This window comes from Flavobacteriaceae bacterium GSB9, from assembly GCA_022749295.1.
Lineage (GTDB): Bacteria > Bacteroidota > Bacteroidia > Flavobacteriales > Flavobacteriaceae > Flavisericum.
In genome coordinates this window covers 2,877,420-2,897,158 of sequence record CP062007.1, presented here as the reverse complement: position 1 = coordinate 2,897,158, position 19,739 = coordinate 2,877,420, and the positions used below count along the sequence as shown (strand labels likewise).

The following is a 19,739-nucleotide window of genomic DNA, read 5'->3' as shown; positions in this document are numbered from 1 at the left end:
GGAGAGTTTTATTTTAGTGTTTATTCTCCTAAAGAAGGCGAGAGTTGATTTTTTTCGCTCTCGCCTTTATTCTAAAAAACACAATGCCTCTTAAAAAAGAAAACCTATTAATTTAAGATTCCAACAAGATGAAAAAGTCAAACATTATCATGCTAATTGCAGCCATTTTACCGCTTGGGCTATTTTTATTTCCGCTTTGGAAAATTACACTTGAGGCGCCGCAATATCCAACACCTTTGGGCATGTATATCCACATTAACGACTTTTCTGATGCACACCCCCACGATATTAAAAACATAAACTTGATGAACCATTATGTGGGCATGAAATACATTCCAGAAGCTATACCTGAATTTAAAATTTTTCCTTTAGGAATACTTATTACAAGCATTATAGGGTTAATAATTGCTTTTAAAGGAAATTATAAATGGTTTTTATTTTGGTTTGTTTTGATGATGGTTTTAAGTACTGCCGGTTTATATGATTTTTATTTATGGGAACACGATTACGGCCATAATTTAGACCCCAAGGCCATTATGAAGTTTACAAACCCAGACGGCTCTGTCATGGGATTCCAACCACCTTTGTTTGGCAGTAAAGACATCTTGAACTTTAGAGCGCACTCGTACCCTAGATTGGGCGCACTTTTTTTAGGCGCCGGGATGGCATGTGCCTTTATCGCTTATTCAATGGGTAAAAAAGCACAAAAAAAACGCTTAAATCTAGCAAACTAAAAAACACTAAAAATGAAAACACTAAAATTACTTTGCTTAATAGCATTTCCATACATCTTATTGAACTGTAACGCAAAACCGCAAGCCATCGACTATGGAAATGACGGCTGCCACTTTTGCAAAATGACCATTGTTGACAAACTCCATGCTGCTGAAATTGTTACAAAAAAAGGAAAAGTTTACAAGTTTGATGCCACCGAGTGCATGATAAATTTCATGAAAACATTCAACAACCAAAACATTAAACTATACCTGTCCAACAATTACAAAGCTCCAGGAGACTTAATAGATGCAACCCAAGCCACTTTTTTAATAAGTGAAAATATACCAAGCCCTATGGGAGCTTTCCTATCAGCTTTCAAAACCAAAGCTGATGCTGAAAACGCACAACTTGAAAAAGGCGGCAAATTATTTTCATGGGAAGCCTTGATTGAGCATTTAAAATAGCTGGATATAAAATCGAAAAATCTATTTTTACGGGATTCCTGTGCTTTTTTTAATTTCCTAAAGCACTCTAAAACCACTCGTTTATCATATTTAATCATTACAATAGAGCCTGCGTTATTTGTATTTGTTAGTTTTAGAACCCAGCCGGGAAGATCACTATAACAATGAAAACATTATTGCCCATATTAATCCTTTTTTTGAGTTGTCTTGAAGCTACTGGCAAAACCATTTCGGTTTGCAATACGTGTGCGGTGTCTTCATTACAAAGTGCAATCGTTACCGCAAAAGATTACGATACTATTTTGGTTAAAAAAGGTAACTATAAAGCCTACAATATTGTAATTGATAAGCCCCTAACCATTATTGGCAAAAACTACCCAGTAATTGATGGTGAAAATAAAGGCGAGATCATTACTGTTGTTTCAGACGGTGTTACCGTTGATGGCTTATTCATAAAAAACGTGGGCACCAGCTATACTGAAGATTATGCCGCTATTCGAGTTAAGAACAGCAAAAATTTTATTATTAAAAACTTGGTGTTAGAAAAGTTGTTTTTTGGCATTTATCTTGAAAAAGCCAAAAACGGTAAAGTGTTCCATAACAAAATAATTGGCGATGCTGTACAGGAATACAACTCCGGGAACGGTATTCAGCTTTGGTATTGTAACAATATACAAATTGAAAACAACATTGTACAAGGCGTACGTGATGGTATTTATTTAGAGTTTTCACACAACTGCCACATTCAAAACAATATTAGCACTAAAAATTTACGCTACGGACTTCATTTTATGTTTTCAAACAACGACACCTACCAAAACAACACCTTCGAAAACAATGGTGCTGGCGTTGCCGTAATGTTTTCAAAAAAAATAAAAATGCTTGATAATACGTTTAAAGAAAATTGGGGAACTGCCTCTTACGGTTTGCTCTTAAAAGAAATAAACGATGCTGAAATAACAGGCAATACCTTTAATGAAAATACCATAGGCATTAATGTTGAAGGTTCTAACAGGATCAATTATTCGCAGAACAACTTTATCAATAACGGATGGGCCGTTAAAGTTAGAGGAGCGTGTTACTCCAATCGATTTTTTAAAAACAATTTTCTTTATAACTCTTTTGACGTTTCATATAACAGTAAGATTAACGACAATACTTTCGACCAAAATTATTGGAGCAATTATACCGGTTACGATTTGGACAAAAATGGCATTGGAGATATACCCTACAGACCAGTAAAACTGTTTTCTTACGTGGTAAACCGAACACCAGAAACCATCATCTTGCTTAGAAGTCTGTTTATTGATATCATCGATTTTTCTGAAAAAGTTTCACCAGTTTTCACACCCGATAATTTAATGGACAACAACCCTTCAATTAAAAGAATATCATGGTAAGCATTCAAAACCTACATAAAAAATTTGGCAAAAACATTGTTTTGAACGGAGTGAATCTTGACATTGAAAAAGGCGGTATTTTTGCAGTACTTGGTCCCAACGGTTCAGGAAAAACCACTCTAATTAAATCTATTTTAGGAATGGTTATCCCCAACAACGGGCACATTACCGTTTTGGAAGAAAACATTAAAAACAATTCACGTTACAGGCATAAAATTGATTATTTACCGCAAATCGCCAATTTTCCCAACAACCTTAAAGTTAGCGAATTGATAACCATGATCAAGGATTTACGAGGTCAAACCGATAAAGACAAACAACTTATTGAACTTTTTAAACTTGAACCTTTTCTAGACAAAAAATTAGGAAACCTGTCCGGTGGCACCAAGCAGAAAGTAAACTTGGTATTAACATTTATGTTTAACAGTCCGCTTATTATTCTTGACGAACCCACAACAGGATTAGACCCTATTTCATTAATCCGGTTAAAAACCTTAATTCAAGCTGAAAAAGAAAAAGGCAAAACCATATTAATCACCTCTCACATTATGAGTTTTGTTGAAGAAATATCGGATGAAATTGTGTTTTTATTGGATGGCAAAATATACTTTAAAGGATCGATATCAAAATTAAAAACACAGACCCATCAACCCGATTTCGAACATGCTATTGCATCAATATTAACCCACAACCATGTTTAAGATATTAAAATACAGTTTTTACGATTTAATGCGCAGCCGTTGGAGTTACGTGTACTTTGCTTTTTATTTGTTGCTAAGCATTGTGCTGCTATTTCTAAACAACGACCTCTCTAAAGCTGTCATAACATTAATGAACGTTATTATTGTTCTTGTTCCGTTAATAGGAACAGTTTTTGGGGTGATGTACTATTATAACTCCAAAGAATTCACCGAATTGTTATTGGCACAACCCTTAAACAGAACATCAATATTTTTGGGTCAATATTTGGGCGTGGCCATTTCGTTATCAATGAGTTTAATATTAGGGCTTGGTATTCCATTTATATTTTACGGTTTATTTAAAAGTAATGCTATTTGGGATTTTTCGCTATTGCTCATTACAGGCACTTTTTTAACCTTTATTTTTTCTGCTTTAGCTTTTAACATAGCCCTTTCAAACGAAAATAAAATAAAGGGTTTTGGCTTTGCCATACTCCTGTGGCTGTTTTTAGCCATTATTTACGACGGTATATTTTTAATGTCGCTCATTCTGTTTGAAGATTACCCCTTAGACAAGCTATCGCTATTCGGCACGATGCTAAATCCTATCGATTTATCACGCACCCTCATTCTTTTAAAACTTGATATCTCTGCGCTTCTGGGCTATACTGGTGCAGTGTTTAAAAAATTCTTTGGCACCGACCTAGGGCTCATTGTATCGTTTATCATGTTAACCGCTTGGGTAATTTTGCCCGTACTTCGTATTGCCCTTAAATCGAAAAAGAAGGATTTTTAAAATTAGACCCAAAATTCATCGTCTAAGTTATCTACAAAGGCTTCTTCGTGGTGTAAAGTTTCAATGGTAGCCAACTGCTGTTCTGTAGCTACCTTTTGAATTTCTGGAAACAACACACGCTCTTCAAACCTAATATGCTGTTCTAGCTCCTCCTCTATTTTGTTCAGTGTTTTTAAGTCTTCAACATCTAAGTTAAAAAGGCGACCCAATCTTTTATGGTCGGCCAAGGCACGCTTCACGAGTTTGTTCTGTTTACCTAAAATGGTAAAGATGTGAGCCTCTTCCATTTCAAAATGTGGAATAAGGTGCGTTTTGTAGAACCAATTAGCATATACTTTTATACGTTTTGGCTCAATATTTTTCTTTAGTCCCATTCTTATTTTCCAAGATAGCAACAAGCCTTGGTGGTGTTCTCTACTTAGAGGCTGTAGTGCTTTGTGCCGTTTTAGTGGTTTATGTTCCATTTGAATTCTTTTTTAAAATATTAATTAAAACGCCTGCTATTCCCATTGGCAAAAATAAGCTGGAGATAAAAAGCAGTAAAAAATAATGCGGCAAAACCGCTTTTGCAAAATAGAGCATCGCACCTTGAAGCATCAATATGAGTTCTGTAAGCACGAAGCCCAAAACAAACACCCAAATACTTATGTGCAATAGCCTATTGAAGCGAAGCAAACAATTTTCTAAAATAAAACCGAACAAAAACCCTGTAATGACGCCAAGCATAAGCAAGTGAATAAACCCAACGACTAAATTACGCTGTTGGTAGGCTGCCTCGGCCATTTCTGGAATGAGCGAAAGTGATTGCAAACTCACTTTAATTGCAAACCCAACCACAGCAAAACTAAATATTAAGGCCATAAGCTTTTGACGTTCTTTTAAAAACAGAACCAAAAGAGGTTTTACAAGCTTAACAAATAAAAACAACATCCATAATTGCAATAAAACCCCCAACGCATTCATCCAGTAAAAAATTTTAAGCGGAACAAACCAATATATCGGCAACGCAAAAGTAAATACAACTGAAACCAACAGTAGCGTGTAAAACAAAGTAAAGGTTCTTGTTTTTTCAACCTTCAACTTATAAAAAAGTAAAGCTAAAACAGCTATTAAAAACCAACCATTAAACTGAAAATGCAAAAAGAACTGAATGGCTATTTGATAAAAAGCCGATGCTGGCCCTTGCATAGAAACTGCCGGTCCCAAACACCATACGCCAAAAGTTGATAACAGCATGAATACCAACGAGGCTTTAAACAATTTTTGAACCGTTGGTGATTTTATTTTTTGATGTTTCCAGATTAAAAACACAAAATAATAACTACAAAAAATATGTAAAGTGGAAAACAAAATGGAAATAGCCGCATAGCCCTGCAGCGGAAAACTTAACATCATACCTACAACAGCCAACTGGGTAAGCCAAAACAACCGCATAAATACGGGCTTCTTTTCGGGCACGAAATAATGCACAAAAAGCACATAAATCATTAAATACACCCAACCCAACATGGCAACATGCGAATGGGCATGTGTTAAAAACCGATAGTTGAAATTTAATTCGCCAATAAACGCATAGCGCAACACGAGCCCCATTAAGGCTGCTATTAAAAAATTAACCAAACAAGTTGCAACAAGGTTTTTAGGCATTATTTTTTGTTTTACAACCACTAAGCAAATGTTTTATAAACTACTAAATTAAAAATTCCAGAAGCGTTGCCCCTTCTGGAATTCTAAAAAATAAAACTAGATGTTTTAGTTGCTATGCTTCAGGTTGCTGTCTTGTAAACTGCTGTTCTAGTTTTACAGCTTTAGGGAATAAAATATTATTTTCGAGATGAATGTGCAGGTGCAGGTCTTTTTCAAACTCATCCAACATAGCAAAGGTTACCCGATAGGTATTACAAGCATCGGCTGGCGGATTGTAGTTATTGGTTAACTCTGCAATCTTTCTAAACCGTTCACCTTCGTTGTCATGCTCTTCCATCATTGTGGCAATAGGGTTCTCAACGGTACCGAAATGCGGTGCTTCAACACCACTTTGGTTGGCAATGGCCGACACCATTTTCTTCACAAAAGGAAAAAGAATGAGTTCTTCCTTTTTCATATGGCTGGCCAACTCCCCTGCCGAAGCTGTAAAAAGTTTATTGATTTCTAGCAACTCAGGGTGACGCTCGCCATGCACTCGGCATAGTTTATCTAAAAACTGTCGTAAAACCGGCACTTTTTCCTCAACGTATCTATGGTGCTTTTTTTCAATATAATCGACCAACAAATCCATTGGCCACGATTTGTAATCAATAGACTCACTGGTTTTAGTATTCAACACGGCATCGAGTTCATTCAATAACGCAATGGCATCAATATCTTTTTTATTACAAACGTCCTCAATAGTTTTGTGTCCACCGCAACAAAAATCTATACCGTAATTGCTAAAAATCGCTGCTGTTCTGTAATCGTCTGCTACAAATTGCCCTATTTGTTTTTGGGCATTGTTACTTAATATTTCCATAGTATTATTAATTTCGGATAATTTTATCCTATTTATAGTTAAAAAATTTTTAAATCCTTAAAAATGATGTTCCAGATTTTATGTTTAGTGCCAGTTCTTCCAGAGTAGTGTTTTCTAACATAAAGGCGAGCTCTCCCCTTATGCCCTTAAACTTATCATGTACCGGACAAGGGTGATTTTCATCACATTTTTCCAAACCCAAACCGCAGCCTTTGTATATGGCGTCACCGTCTATAGCGTTTACAACCTGCGCAAGTTTAATCGCCCCAATTTTATCCTTATCGATTTCAAAACCGCCATGCGCACCTTTTATAGAATTTATAACATTGTTGCGCACTAGTGCCTGTAAAATTTTGGCAGTAAAAGCTTGCGGAGAATTAATTTCTTTTGATATTTCTTTTGGGCTTACACGTTCACCTTCGTACGATTTAGTCGCAATAAAAATAGTAGCCTTTATGCCGTATTCACAAGCTTTTGAAAACATATAATCGTTTATTTCAACACAAAATTATGAAGAAATTTTAAATAAGACAAAATTATCCTTATTAATATTTGCTTTTCAACCAAACTTTTTGCCACTCCCGTTTTAAAATTAGAAACGATACGTCTTCTGAAAGTTTGACCAAATCATCACCATCTAAGGCTCTAACAGCTGTTTCAGAAACATCAACAATGTAAAGCAGGTTGAGGTATTCTGTAAATTTTTCCTGAATAAGTCTATAAACAGCTTCATGAAGCAACAATTTTAAACTTGAGGGCAAAATATCTTCGTGAAAATCTAAATCTACATTGGCCAGAAGAAAATCTTTGTTAAGCTGTTGTATTAATTTTTTGTAGAGTTTAAGTCGATTGGCTTCAGCAATCAAATCATTAAAAGTGGCTGGCAATTGCATCTAAACGGTTCTATTCATTAAATTATTTCCAAAAGCCCTTAAAATTACTTTTCTATCTTCTGCTATATCAAGAACATCCAACACCGAAAAGGCTTTTTTGGTATAATCAGCAATGGCCGTTTTTGTTGCCTCTGCTGAACCTGATGCTAAAAAGTGCTGTTTAACCGTTTGTATTTTTGTTGTAACGTCTTCTGGATTTGTGCAAAACAATTGTGTCAACTCTGCTTTATCAGACGCATTAGAAAACTCTAAAGCTTTCAAATACAAATAGGTTTTTTTGTTCTCAATAATATCGCCTCCCACTTGTTTTCCAAAGGCTTCTGGGTCACCAAAAGCATCTAAATAATCGTCCTGTAACTGAAAAGCTATACCCAAATTTTTACCAAACTCGTAGATTCGATTTTGATTGGCTTCTGAAGCATGGGCTACTATAGCGCCCATTTTCATGGCTGCCCCCACTAAAACGGCAGTTTTATATTCAATCATTTTTAAATACGCATCAATTGAAACATCAGTTCTGGTTTCAAAATCGATGTCGTATTGCTGGCCTTCACAAACCTCTAAAGCGGTTTTGCTAAACAATTTTGCCAACGCCTGGAATGTTTTGGACTCATAATTTTCAAACAATTGATAAGCCATGATCAACATAGCATCACCTGAAAGAATTCCAGTGTTTATGTCCCATTTTTCATGTACAGTTTGCTTCCCCCTTCGTAATGGGGCATCGTCCATAATATCGTCGTGCACCAAAGAAAAATTATGGAACACCTCAATGCTAAGTGCCGCATCCATAGCCGTTTTATAGTCACCATTAAAAATATCGGTTGTCATTAAAGTAAGCACTGGCCTTAGCCGTTTGCCACCCAAATTTAAAATATACGTAATGGGCTCGTAAAGGTTTTTGGGATCCTTAGTTACAGCGTATTGCTGCAAATAGGCAACAAAGTCTTCTTGGTAAGTTGTTATTGAAAGCATGCAACAAAAATAAATGAATTAACCGTACAAAAAAGCACAAAAACACACAGAGTGTTAAATTATTGTAAAACCTAGGAAACTTTTTTTGTTTTCAAAGTTTCCTGAAGTACATTTGCACACAAATGAGAGAACAAATTATAAATAAAGCACAGCATTTATTCCTAAACTTTGGGTTTAAAAGTGTCACGATGGATGATATTGCCAACGACATGGGCATTTCTAAAAAAACCATTTACGTACACTTTAAAAACAAAACCAAGTTAGTTGAAGCCGTTACTTTTGAAGTTTTTGAAAATATTTGCGAGGGCATTGATGGTATTTGCAACACTGCGCCAAACCCCATTGAACAATTGTACGATATAAAACTGTTTGTAATGCGCTATTTAAATAACGAAAAAACGTCGCCACAATTTCAATTAAAAAAATATTACCCCAACATTTATCGCCAGTTGCATTTAAAGCAATTTGAAAAAATGCACCAATCGGTTATAGAAAGCTTACAAAAGGGCGTCGACACAGGGCTGTTTAGAAAAAATATAGATATCGATTTCGTTTCCAGAATTTACTTTAACGGCATGACGGGCATAAAAGACGAAAATTTTTTTCCTCAAGACCAATTTCCTATGGAATACCTTTTAGAAAGCTTTTTGGAATACCATTTAAGAGCTATTGTAACAGAAAAAGGTATTGAAATACTAAATAAACATCTAACATCAAATCAATCATAAAACATGAAGCACAAACTTATTATAATATTAGGCTTTCTATTGGCCATACAAGGGTTTTCGCAAGACATCCCAAAAAGCTTTACGCTACAGGAAGCCATAGATTATGCCTTAGAGCATAACAGAACTGCGAAAAATGCTGCCCGAGATATCGATGCTGCCAAGAAACAAAAATGGGAAACCACTGCTACCGGATTGCCACAAATAAACACCACTATAGATTACCAAAACTTCTTAAAACAACAAGTATCTTTAATTCCCGCTGAATTTTTTGGCGGAAATCCAGGTGAGTTTCAAGATGTCATTTTCAGCCCGAAACAAAACATCATGGCAACAGCCACCTTAACCCAAAAGATTTTTGACGGTTCTTATTTAGTGGGATTGCAATCTGCAAAAGTATATTTACAGATTTCTAAAAACGCCAAAGAAAAAACCGATTTAGAAGTTCGGAAAGCTGTAATTGAAGCTTATGGCAACGTATTAATGGCCGAAGAAAGCATCAATATTTTAGAACGAAATATTGAAACCTTAGAAGAAAATCTTTTCGAAACACAGAAAATCTATGAAAACGGTTTAGAAGAACAAGAAAGTGTTGAGCAACTTCAAATCACATTATCGGGCGTTAAGAGCAACTATAAAAATGTTAGTCGATTAAAAGATTTGGCATATCAAATGCTGAACATCACACTTGGTTTGGACATCAACAACCCAACAAACTTAACCGACAATTTAGAAACCCTAACGGCACAAAATATCGCTTTAGGTTTACTCGAAGCCGATGAAAATGTTGAAAACACCATCGACTACCGAATTGCTGCGAACGATAAGCGCTCAAAAGAACTATTGTTAAAATTAGAAAAAAGCAAAGCGTTACCTACCATAAATTCTTTTGTAAACGGCGGGTATTCTGGCTTTGGAAACGAGTTTAACTTCGCCAATAAAGAGCAAGACTGGTTTGGCTTTTCTTTATTTGGTGTTAGTATAGACATCCCCGTTTTTAGTTCATTTGGACGAAGTGCTGCAACCAAACGGGCTAAGATAAACTTGGAAAAAGCAAAAGACGATTTAAAGGAAACTGAGCAAAAAATCCAATTGCAAATCGCATCGGCTAAAAGCGATTACCAGTTTGCCGTTGAGGATTACGAAAACAAAAAACAAAACCTAAATCTTGCCGAACGCATAGAAACTAAAAACCAAACTAAATTTTTTCAAGGTGTTGGTTCCAGTTTCGAACTGCGTCAGGCACAAATACAACTCTACACCGCACAACAAGAGTTTTTACAGGCTATGCTTGATGTTATCAATAAAAAAGCTGCCTTAGAGACCGTCCTAAATACATTTAATTAATCACCAATCAAAAAAAAACACCAAAAAATGAAACATACATCTTTATTAATAATAGTTACCTTGTTTTTAGTTTCCTGCGGAGTCGAGGCCAAAAAAAATTCGGTTGAAAGCGTTTTAGAAAGTAACAACTTAGAAAGCATCCGCCAAAAACGCGCCGAACTGGTAAATGAAAAAGAAGCAATCAACAGTAAACTAAAACAGCTTGACGAAGCTATTTCAAAGATTGACACCGTAAAACACGTACCGTTGATAACCACCTTAACCGCAAAAGAAGAGGTTTTTGAGCACACTTTAGAGTTACAGGGTAACGTTACAACAAAAAACCTTTTGGTTATCACGCCAGAATTTAATGGCATTTTAACCCACGTTTATGTGAAGGAAGGGCAACGTGTTAGCAAAGGACAACTATTAGCTAAAATTGACGACGGTGGTTTAAGCCAGCAACTGGCACAATTGCAAATTCAAGCCGACTTGGCAAAAACTACTTTCGAGCGTCAAAAACGTTTGTGGGATGAAAATATTGGTAGTGAAATTCAATATTTACAAGCCAAATCCAACTATGAGTCTCAAAAAGAAACGGTTAACCAATTAAAAGAGCAAATAGCAAAAACCAAAGTTAGAGCACCTTTTTCTGGCACCATTGACGATGTTATCACAGAGCAAGGTAGTGTTGTTGCAGCAGGCCAAACACCATTAATACGTTTGGTTAACTTAAAAGATATGTATATTGAAACCAATGTACCCGAAAGTTATATTTCAAATGTAACCAAAGGCAAAAATGTAGTAGTTGAATTTCCAGTGTTAGGGGAAAAAGTAGAAACCGAAATACGTCAAGCTGGGGATTTTATCAACCCAGACAACCGAACATTTAAAATTGAAGTCGGTATTCCAAACGATACTAAAAACATAAAACCAAACTTAACGGCAAAAATTCAAATTAACGATTACACCAATAAAAAAGCCATTTTAGTGCCGCAAAGTATTATCTCTGAAAATGCTAACGGCGAACAATATGTGTACACCCTAAAAAATAAAAATGGCAATAACGAAGGGGTGGCTAGCCGTGTTATTGTAAAAACAGGAAAAACACAAGGCGATGTTATCGAAATTATTGATGGCGTTAGCAATGGTACCGAAATCATAAAAGAAGGCGCACGCAGTGTTAAAGATGGACAAACCGTTAAAGTAATTAATGCAGACGATAGCCAATAGACTGTAGCCGACTTTAATTATAAAAGAACTGAAATGAAAGAAATTAAATTCAATTTTGAAGATTTAAAAGTATATCTAAAAGCCTTAGACTTTATTGACGAAATCTACAAAATCACTAACAGCTTTCCAAAAACTGAAGATTACGCTCTGAGTTCACCATTTAGACGTGCTTCAATTTCTATTGCGTTGAATATAGCTGAAGGTGCCGGAGATAGTAATGCTCAATTCAATAGGTTTCTCAATATTTCAAAAGGGTCAATAAAAGAATGCGTGATTTGTTCTACCATAGCTAAAAGACTTAATTATATCAATCAAGAGGAAGATTATTCTAATCGACTAAAATTGGAAGAACTCTCCAAAATGACCTCAAGCCTTCAAAAATATTTAACAAATGCTTCTAAAGACCAAAAAACTACAAACTAATGGCCTATAAAAAAAATAAAAAACAAGTCGATAAAGAATTTGGTTTATCATCGTGGGCCATCAACAACAAAACCACGATGTACGTACTTATTGCCGTGTTTTTCTACATTGGTGCCTCTGCTTTTTTTAGTATGCCCAGAGAAAATTTTCCAGAGGTAAACGAAACTAAAATTTATGTTAGCTCTGTGTTCCCAGGGAATACGGCTGAAGACATCGAAAAGCTCATTACTGATCCGCTTGAAGATAAGTTAAAGACAGTGAGCAATGTAGTTGAAATCACCTCTACTTCGCAGGAAGATTATGGAATGATTGTAGTTGAGTTTGATGAAAACATTACTGTAGAGCAGGCCAAACAAAAAGTAAAAGATGAAATAGACACCGAAACTTCTAGCGAAGACTGGCCCACCTTTAACGGTGCCAAAGTAGAACCTGACGTTTTTGAATTGAGCCTTTCGGAAGAAATGCCCATTTTAAACATTAACATTTCGGGCGACTACCCTATTGAAAAACTAAAGGAATACGCCGAATATCTTCAAGATGAAATTGAAGATTTATTGGAAATTAAAAAGGCCGATATCCGTGGTGCACAGGAAAAAGAAGTTGAAGTAGCGGTCGATATTTACAAAATGATGGCTGCAAAAGTAACCTTTAGCGATATTATTGGTGCTATAAACAACGGTAACGTTACCATGTCGGCCGGTAATTTAAAAGCTAGTGGGCAGCGCCGCACCATTCGTGTTTTGGGTGAAATTGAAAAGCCTTCGGAGTTAGAAAATTTCGTTGTAAAATCTGAGAATGGCAACCCTATTTACCTAAAAGATGTCGCAACGGTATCATTTACTGAAGAAGATAAAACCACTTACGCCCGCGAATTTGGTGAGCCCGTAGTGATGCTCGATGTAAAAAAACGTGCTGGAAAAAACATGGTTGCCGCAGCAGAACAAATTCAGGTTATTGTAAAAGATGCTATAGACAATGTGTTCCCTCCCGACCTAAAAGTAACCATTACAAATGACCAGTCTGAAAAAACCATAGGTCAAGTAGACGATTTAGTAAACAATATCATCTTTGGGGTGATTCTGGTAGTTACCGTTTTAATGTTCTTTTTAGGATTTAAAAATGCCATTTTTGTTGGTTTTGCCATCCCTATGTCCATGTTTATGTCGCTCATGCTACTCAATATGATTGGCTATAGCCTGAATACCATGGTGCTTTTTGGTTTGATTATGGGGCTCGGTATGTTGGTTGACAATGGTATTGTAGTAGTAGAAAACGTCTACCGACTCATGGATGAAGAAGGCATGACACGCATTGAGGCCGCCAAAAAAGGCATTGGCGAGATTGCATTTCCCATTATAATTTCAACATTAACCACAGTAGCGGCGTTTATTCCTCTAGGGCTATGGCCCGGTATTATGGGCGAATTCATGAAAATTTTACCTATTACGCTTTCCATTGTTTTGGGGTCGTCATTATTCGTGGCCATCTTTTTCAACTCGGTGTTAGTCTCACAATTCATGAATAATGAAGACAAAGACATGCCGTTAAATCAGATTATAAAAACAACAGCAATCATGGCTGTAATTGGCATTTTGGTATTCATAACTGGTGGTGAATACAGAGCCTTGGGGACACTCATGGTTTTTACAGCCATTATGCTTTGGATTTACCGACTCTTTTTACGCAAATGGGCCAATAGCTTCCAAACAAAAACATTGGTTAAACTTGAAAACTTTTATGAGCGACAATTACGTGGCGCGCTTTCAGGAAAACGCCCCTATTTTTATAGTATCGGAATCTTCCTAATACTCATTGTTTCTTTCATAACCTTTGGCGTGTCTTTAGCCACCCAAAGAACAAAAGTGGAGTTTTTTCCAGACAATAAGCCCAACCAAATTATTGTATACATTGAGTATCCGCAAGGTACAGCCATCGAAAAAACCAATGCCATTACCAAAGAAATAGAAAAACGTGTTTACAAGGTATTGGACAACAGCCAGTATAAAAATGGCGATTACAACTTTATGGTTGAAAGTGCAGTTTCGCAAGTAGGTGAAGGTGCCGGAAACCCACAAACCGATGGTGGTTCGGCTGCCGAAATGCCACACAAAGCCAAAATCACGGCCTCCATGCGCGAGTACAAATACCGTCAAGGCGAAGACAGTGAGCTTTTACGACAAAAGGTACAGGAAGCCTTGGTTGGCATTTACCCAGGAGTATTGATTTCGGTTGAAAAAGACGCTAACGGTCCGCCGGCGGGTGCACCTATCAATATTGAAATTGAAGGAGACGACTACAATGAATTAATTGCGATAGCCGAAAACATGCGCGAATTCATCAATACGAAAAATATTGCTGGAATCGATGAGCTTAAAATTGATGTTAACAAAGACAAACCATCGATGCAAGTTTCGGTTGACCGCGAAAAAGCTGGAGAATTAGGTATAAGCTCTGCCCAAGTGGGACAGCAACTCAGAAACTCCATTTTTGGAGCAAAAGCTGGAATTTACAAAGAAGGCGGAGACGATTATGATATCTATGTCCGTTTCAACGAAGATAACCGCTATAACACCAGTGCCCTATTCAACCAAAACATAACGTTTAGAACCAATACGGGCCAACTTAAGGAAATCCCTATTTCTGCAGTTTCAAAATACGAAAACACCTCAGGTTTTAGTGCCATTAAGCACAAAGATACCAAACGTGTGGTAACGGTTTACTCTGCCTTAGCACCAGGTTATACCGATGCAGGTGCCATTGTTCACCAAATTCAAAATGAAATGAAAAGTTTTGAAGGTTTGCCAGAAGACATCAAAATAGATTACACGGGGCAAATTGAAGAGCAAAATAAACAAATGGCATTTTTAATGGGCGCCTTTTTTACTGGCTTGGGGTTAATTTTCTTTATTTTAATTTTCCAATTCAACTCCATTTCAAAGCCCACTATTATTATGCTGGCCATATTTTTGAGTTTAATTGGCGTATTTGGCGGTCTTGTAATTACAGGAAAAGCTTTTGTAATTATGATGACCATGGTAGGTATTATTTCGCTTGCGGGAATTGTAGTAAATAATGGGGTTGTGCTTCTCGACTATGCACAACTTTTAATTGACCGAAAGAAAATTGAAAATGATATTGATGATGACAATTACTTAAGCAACGAGGATCTTTTTGAAAGCATTGTTAAAGCCGGTAAAGCTCGTTTACGCCCCGTTTTGTTAACAGCTATCACAACCATTTTGGGACTAATACCTTTAGCCATTGGATTAAATATTAATTTCTTTACACTTTTTAAAGATTTTAATCCTAATATTTACATGGGTGGAGATAATGTGGTATTTTGGGGCCCATTAGCTTGGACGGTTATTTACGGATTGTTTATTGCGACATTCTTGACACTTATTATAGTACCTGTTTTATTTTTCCTTTCAATGAAACTTAAAATGTGGATGTTCAAAAATCGTGTAGCCAATGCTGAAGTCTCTAATACGAAAGAAACTTTTAATAAGGATAAAAGGTTAGAATAATATCTAACCCATAATTTAGAGCAACTAACACTTGTTGCTTTGAAGACATCCTTTTTCTTAAATAAAAAAGGATTAGTTAATAGCGAGAAAAGCCCCGACAATAGTTGGGGCTTTTTGATTATGGCATACAAACAAAAGCTCATAGTATTAACCAGCAGGTAGCAAACTAATCTAAATTGGTATTACCCATACGAATATTTATATGAAGTCAATAAAGAAGGAAGGAGTAGATTTAGAGCATAAAAAAAGCTGAAGATAGTTCTTCAGCTTTTGTGCGGGCGGAGAGACTCGAACTCTCACACCTCGCGGCACTAGATCCTAAGTCTAGCGTGTCTACCAATTCCACCACGCCCGCAAAAGGACTGCAAATATAAACAAGATTTTTAAATTGCAAACACCTAACCCTTAAAAACATTCTTTTTTTATACTTTTGAAAAGAAACACTTCCTATTTTATGAAAAACATTTCTTCTTATATAAAAGAACATAAAGACCGATTCTTAAACGAACTTATCGAATTACTAAAAATCCCTTCGATTAGTGCTGACTCAACTTACAAAAGTGACGTTATTAAAACAGCAGAAGCCGTAAAATACAGTTTAGAAAAAGCTGGATGCGACACCGTTGAAATTTGCCCCACCAATGGCTACCCTATTGTTTATGGCGAAAAAATAATCGATAAAAACCTACCAACCGTACTTGTTTACGGGCATTACGATGTGCAACCACCAGACCCATTAAATCTGTGGAATTCCCCACCATTCGAGCCCGTTATAAAAAACACCGAACAACATCCCGAGGGCGCCATTTTTGCCCGTGGTGCCTGTGACGACAAAGGCCAAATGTACATGCATGTTAAAGCGCTTGAGTTGATGACAAAAACCGAGCAACTGCCGTGTAACATTAAGTTTATGATTGAAGGCGAAGAAGAAGTAGGCAGTGTAAACCTTGGACCGTTTGTAAAAAACAATCGGGAAAAATTAAAAAACGATGTTATTCTCATTTCCGATACGGGAATGATCGCCAAAGACACCCCGTCTATAACAACTGGCTTAAGGGGTTTAAGCTATGTTGAAGTGGAAGTCACTGGCCCCAATCGCGACCTACACTCAGGTTTATATGGTGGTGCAGTCGCCAATCCTATTAATGTACTTAGTAAAATGATCGCTTCGCTTCACGATGAAAATAATCAAATTACCATTCCTGGGTTTTACGAAAAAGTAGAAGAGCTCAGTTTAGAAGAACGTGCAGAAATGGGCAAGGCGCCTTTTAATTTGGAGCAGTACAAAAATTCATTGGACATCGATGCTGTTTATGGCGAGTTAGGCTACACCACTAACGAGCGTAATGCCATTCGCCCAACCTTAGATGTAAATGGTATTTGGGGTGGCTACACGGGCGAAGGTGCTAAAACCGTAATACCCAGCAAAGCCTATGCTAAAATATCAATGCGTTTAGTGCCACACCAAGACTGGGAAGAAATTACAGAACTGTTCAAAACACATTTTGAAAGCATCGCTCCAAAAGGGGTTAAAGTTAATGTTACACCACACCACGGCGGCCAAGGTTATGTAACGCCTATTGACAGCGTAGGCTATCAAGCGGCTAGCAAGGCTTACCAAGACACGTTTGGAAAAAAACCCATTCCCCAACGCAGCGGCGGAAGCATTCCTATCGTTTCGCTTTTTGAACACGAATTAAAAAGTAAAATTATCTTGATGGGTTTTGGTTTAGACAGTGATGCCATACATTCACCCAACGAGCATTTTGGCATTTGGAATTATTTAAAAGGCATAGAAACCATTCCGTATTTTTATAAATATTTCACCCAACTTTCAAAATAATTTGGACGCTACCACTCCCGAAAACTATCGGGAGGTCGGGCTATTCATTACAAGTCCTCGCTCCACCGATAGCTATCGGGGTCGCTGTGGGCTTTTCATTACTATCCCTAGCGCAACACAAAACGCAAACCAACACATGAAAAACCAACATAGTACCTACCTTATTCAATTGGCCATAGCCACTCTTTTTATAAGTGCCTCGGGTGCATTGGGTAAATTTATAGACATGCCCACACCCGTAGTTATTTGGTGGCGTTCCATTTTGGGTGCTTTATTTTTATTGGGATTTTGTTTTTACAAAAAATTCAATCTAAAAATACACTCCAGAAATGATGCCCTTTCAATATTTGTTACCGCTCTTCTAATGGGCGGGCATTGGGTTTTTTATTTCTATGCGCTTAAACTTTCAAATGTTGCACTGGGGATGCTATCTCTATTTGTGTTCCCCATTTTTACAGCCTTTTTGGAACCGCTTTTCATCAAAGTAAAATTCGATCCAACCTATATTCTTTTGGGTATTATGGTTTTGTTGGGTATGTATATCTTAGCACCGGAATTCAGCCTTGAAAACTCCCATGTTCAAGGCATTCTATTTGGACTTTGTTCAGCGTTTTGCTACGCCTTGCGAAATATTATTTCTAAAAAACTAACCTCCAATTACAATGGCACAAAAATTATGTTTTATCAAACCGCCATTTTAACCCTACTCTTGTTTCCGGTATTATTTTTTATGGACACCTCCAATATTACTACCCAATATCCCTACGTTATTTTACTAGCTATTGTGGTAACTGCCATTGGCCATACCATGCTAATTAATAGCCTTAAACATTTTTCGGTAAGTACAGCCAGTATTATTAATAGCGTTCAACCTATTTTCGGCATTATTATTGCCTTTATTTTCCTAAATGAAGTTCCAACCGCAAATACATTTTTAGGCGGCTCGCTTATTTTGGCAACGGTTATTATAGAAAGTGTCCGATCAAGAAACAAATAGTCTAGTAATCCAAATAGTTTAAGGCAAAAAGGATAGTCCTTTTCTGGTTTTCCAAAGGAAATATTTTTCAAACAATACCTTAGAAAAATCATAAAATACATTGGGTATCATTATGGCAAAATTTCTAGGTTTAAAAAGCTTATCGCTTAAAATAATCACTTCTTTTTTTCCAGCATCCATAACACAAATACCCGGTATTTTGCCCCAAGCCTTTTTCTTCAATTCGGATTTACCGTTGGTTACTCTAATAATGTTTTCGGCCACGATTTTTCCTGTTTCATCAGAGGGGTAGCCTGTTTTTGGCCCTGAGAAAGGCACCTTACCAGGTTTAAAAGGTAGTTTAACATCTACTGCAATTCCTGCCGCCCATACATTGGCTAACTCGGTATGTCTGTAATCGTCTGTAACGGGAATGTAACCATTTGCCGTAGCTTTTAGATCTGGAGAGTTTTTTACAAACTCCACACCTAAAAACGGCGGCATTAGCATTGTAAAACGACTTGGTAGTTCTTCTCCGGTAGTTAAAACTACTTTATTCTTCTTAACTTCTTTAACGCCCACTTCAGTTCTATAGTGGATATTGAACATTTTCATAAAAGATTTTAACATGGTTTCGCCTCCGGTTATACCGTCAATACCAAAATGCCCTAAAAAGGTTTCAGGAGTAATCCAGTACAAATCTACCTTTTTCCTAATATTTTGTTCCCTAAGCCATTTTTCAACATTGAATAAAAATTCATAGGCAGCCCCCATGCATCCGGCATTTTGGGTAGCTCCTATTACAATTGGCCCTGGATTATTTTTAAATTCCTCCAAGGCATGGCGCGTTTTCATAGCACCATTTGGTGTTCCTATGTAATGAGCGTACTCTTCAACACCCGGAGCAACATCGTATTTAACTTTTGGGCCTGTGGCAATAACCAAATGGTCGTAATGCACCAATGATTTTTCTGTTATAACTTCTTGCCGTTTAGCATCAACCTTAATCGCTTCAGCAACTAAAAACTCGACACCTTTTTTTCTAAGTATCTCGTCTTTCCTGAATGAAATATCTTTAATCTCACGTCTACCAAAAGGCACCCAAATTAGTGATGGCACAAATAAAAACAATGGTGATTTATCAATCAATATCACCTTATGTTGGTCTTTTCCTTTACGCTTTATCTCAAGAGCTGCTGTCATACCTGCAAAATTCCCTCCTACTATTACTGTTGTTGTCATAACGTTGGTT

19 protein-coding genes and 1 tRNA gene are annotated in these 19,739 nt (G+C 36.7%); 12 read left to right on the top strand and 8 right to left on the bottom strand.

Annotated features, from left to right (window positions below; genetic code table 11):
- The first annotated feature begins 128 nt into the window (after positions 1–128).
- From GSB9_02560 to GSB9_02556, 5 genes are all read left to right on the top strand, one after another.
- Entirely contained in the window at positions 129–734 is a 606-nt protein-coding gene (locus tag GSB9_02560) for a hypothetical protein (protein ID UKM65987.1), read from the top strand.
- A gap of 12 nt (positions 735–746) precedes the next feature.
- Positions 747–1,181, top strand: coding sequence for a nitrous oxide reductase accessory protein NosL (locus tag GSB9_02559; GenBank protein ID UKM65986.1), 435 nt, complete (start codon positions 747–749; stop codon positions 1,179–1,181).
- A 164-nt stretch (positions 1,182–1,345) separates the two neighbouring features.
- The gene (locus GSB9_02558) at positions 1,346–2,581 is read left to right on the top strand and encodes a nitrous oxide reductase family maturation protein NosD (protein UKM65985.1); all 1,236 of its coding nucleotides are present in this window, start codon (positions 1,346–1,348) and stop codon (positions 2,579–2,581) included.
- A complete protein-coding gene (locus tag GSB9_02557; GenBank protein UKM65984.1) occupies positions 2,575–3,282 on the top strand; it encodes an ABC transporter ATP-binding protein in 708 nt (235 codons plus the stop codon). The genes GSB9_02558 and GSB9_02557 overlap by 7 nt, the downstream gene beginning before the upstream one ends.
- Entirely contained in the window at positions 3,275–4,057 is a 783-nt protein-coding gene (locus GSB9_02556) for an ABC transporter permease (GenBank protein UKM65983.1), read from the top strand. The genes GSB9_02557 and GSB9_02556 overlap by 8 nt, the downstream gene beginning before the upstream one ends.
- A 2-nt stretch (positions 4,058–4,059) precedes the next feature.
- Here the strand turns inward: GSB9_02556 and GSB9_02555 are convergent, their stop codons facing one another.
- The 6 genes from GSB9_02555 to GSB9_02550 all read right to left on the bottom strand — a co-directional run bounded on the left by GSB9_02555 (position 4,060) and on the right by GSB9_02550 (position 8,434).
- On the bottom strand, positions 4,060–4,521 hold the full coding sequence (locus tag GSB9_02555) for a hemerythrin domain-containing protein (protein UKM65982.1): 462 nt from the start codon (positions 4,519–4,521) through the stop codon (positions 4,060–4,062).
- Positions 4,511–5,704 carry a hypothetical protein gene (locus GSB9_02554; protein UKM65981.2) on the bottom strand — a complete coding sequence of 398 codons (1,194 nt, stop codon included), beginning with the start codon at positions 5,702–5,704 and terminating at the stop codon, positions 4,511–4,513. The genes GSB9_02555 and GSB9_02554 overlap by 11 nt, the downstream gene beginning before the upstream one ends.
- 112 nt (positions 5,705–5,816) lie before the next feature.
- Positions 5,817–6,566 (bottom strand): iron-sulfur cluster repair di-iron protein, encoded by a 750-nt coding sequence (gene ric, locus GSB9_02553; protein ID UKM65980.1) that lies wholly within the window; start codon positions 6,564–6,566, stop codon positions 5,817–5,819.
- Between the two features lie 49 nt (positions 6,567–6,615).
- Positions 6,616–7,050 carry an Rrf2 family transcriptional regulator gene (locus GSB9_02552; protein UKM65979.1) on the bottom strand — a complete coding sequence of 145 codons (435 nt, stop codon included), beginning with the start codon at positions 7,048–7,050 and terminating at the stop codon, positions 6,616–6,618.
- 61 nt (positions 7,051–7,111) lie between these two features.
- Complete coding sequence (locus GSB9_02551; protein ID UKM65978.1) at positions 7,112–7,459, bottom strand: hypothetical protein; 348 nt, start codon at positions 7,457–7,459, stop codon at positions 7,112–7,114.
- A complete protein-coding gene (locus GSB9_02550) occupies positions 7,460–8,434 on the bottom strand; it encodes a polyprenyl synthetase family protein (protein UKM65977.1) in 975 nt (324 codons plus the stop codon).
- Positions 8,435–8,556: 122 nt separating this feature from the next.
- Between GSB9_02550 and GSB9_02549 the strand changes: the two genes are divergently transcribed.
- The 5 genes from GSB9_02549 to GSB9_02545 are packed head-to-tail and all read left to right on the top strand — an operon-like array spanning position 8,557 to position 15,668.
- Positions 8,557–9,162 (top strand): TetR/AcrR family transcriptional regulator, encoded by a 606-nt coding sequence (locus GSB9_02549; protein UKM65976.1) that lies wholly within the window; start codon positions 8,557–8,559, stop codon positions 9,160–9,162.
- A 3-nt stretch (positions 9,163–9,165) separates the two neighbouring features.
- A complete protein-coding gene (locus GSB9_02548) occupies positions 9,166–10,506 on the top strand; it encodes a TolC family protein (protein UKM65975.1) in 1,341 nt (446 codons plus the stop codon).
- 27 nt (positions 10,507–10,533) lie between these two features.
- Positions 10,534–11,718, top strand: a complete 1,185-nt coding sequence (locus tag GSB9_02547) for an efflux RND transporter periplasmic adaptor subunit (protein ID UKM65974.1) — start codon at positions 10,534–10,536, stop codon at positions 11,716–11,718.
- A 33-nt stretch (positions 11,719–11,751) separates the two neighbouring features.
- Positions 11,752–12,141: a four helix bundle protein gene (locus GSB9_02546; GenBank protein UKM65973.1), complete on the top strand. Its 390-nt coding sequence runs from the start codon at positions 11,752–11,754 to the stop codon at positions 12,139–12,141.
- Positions 12,141–15,668, top strand: a complete 3,528-nt coding sequence (locus tag GSB9_02545) for an efflux RND transporter permease subunit (protein UKM65972.1) — start codon at positions 12,141–12,143, stop codon at positions 15,666–15,668. Before GSB9_02546 ends, GSB9_02545 begins: the two co-directional genes overlap by 1 nt.
- Positions 15,669–15,941: 273 nt before the next feature.
- Here GSB9_02545 and GSB9_02544 read toward each other — a convergent pair.
- Positions 15,942–16,023, bottom strand: a tRNA-Leu gene (locus tag GSB9_02544).
- A 99-nt stretch (positions 16,024–16,122) separates the two neighbouring features.
- Here GSB9_02544 and GSB9_02543 point away from each other — a divergent pair.
- Complete coding sequence (locus tag GSB9_02543; GenBank protein UKM65971.1) at positions 16,123–17,511, top strand: dipeptidase; 1,389 nt, start codon at positions 16,123–16,125, stop codon at positions 17,509–17,511.
- 136 nt (positions 17,512–17,647) lie between these two features.
- Positions 17,648–18,508, top strand: coding sequence for a DMT family transporter (locus tag GSB9_02542; GenBank protein ID UKM65970.1), 861 nt, complete (start codon positions 17,648–17,650; stop codon positions 18,506–18,508).
- An 18-nt stretch (positions 18,509–18,526) separates the two neighbouring features.
- Here GSB9_02542 and GSB9_02541 read toward each other — a convergent pair whose 3' ends face one another.
- Positions 18,527–19,729, bottom strand: coding sequence for an NAD(P)/FAD-dependent oxidoreductase (locus GSB9_02541; protein ID UKM65969.1), 1,203 nt, complete (start codon positions 19,727–19,729; stop codon positions 18,527–18,529).
- Positions 19,730–19,739 lie beyond the last annotated feature (10 nt).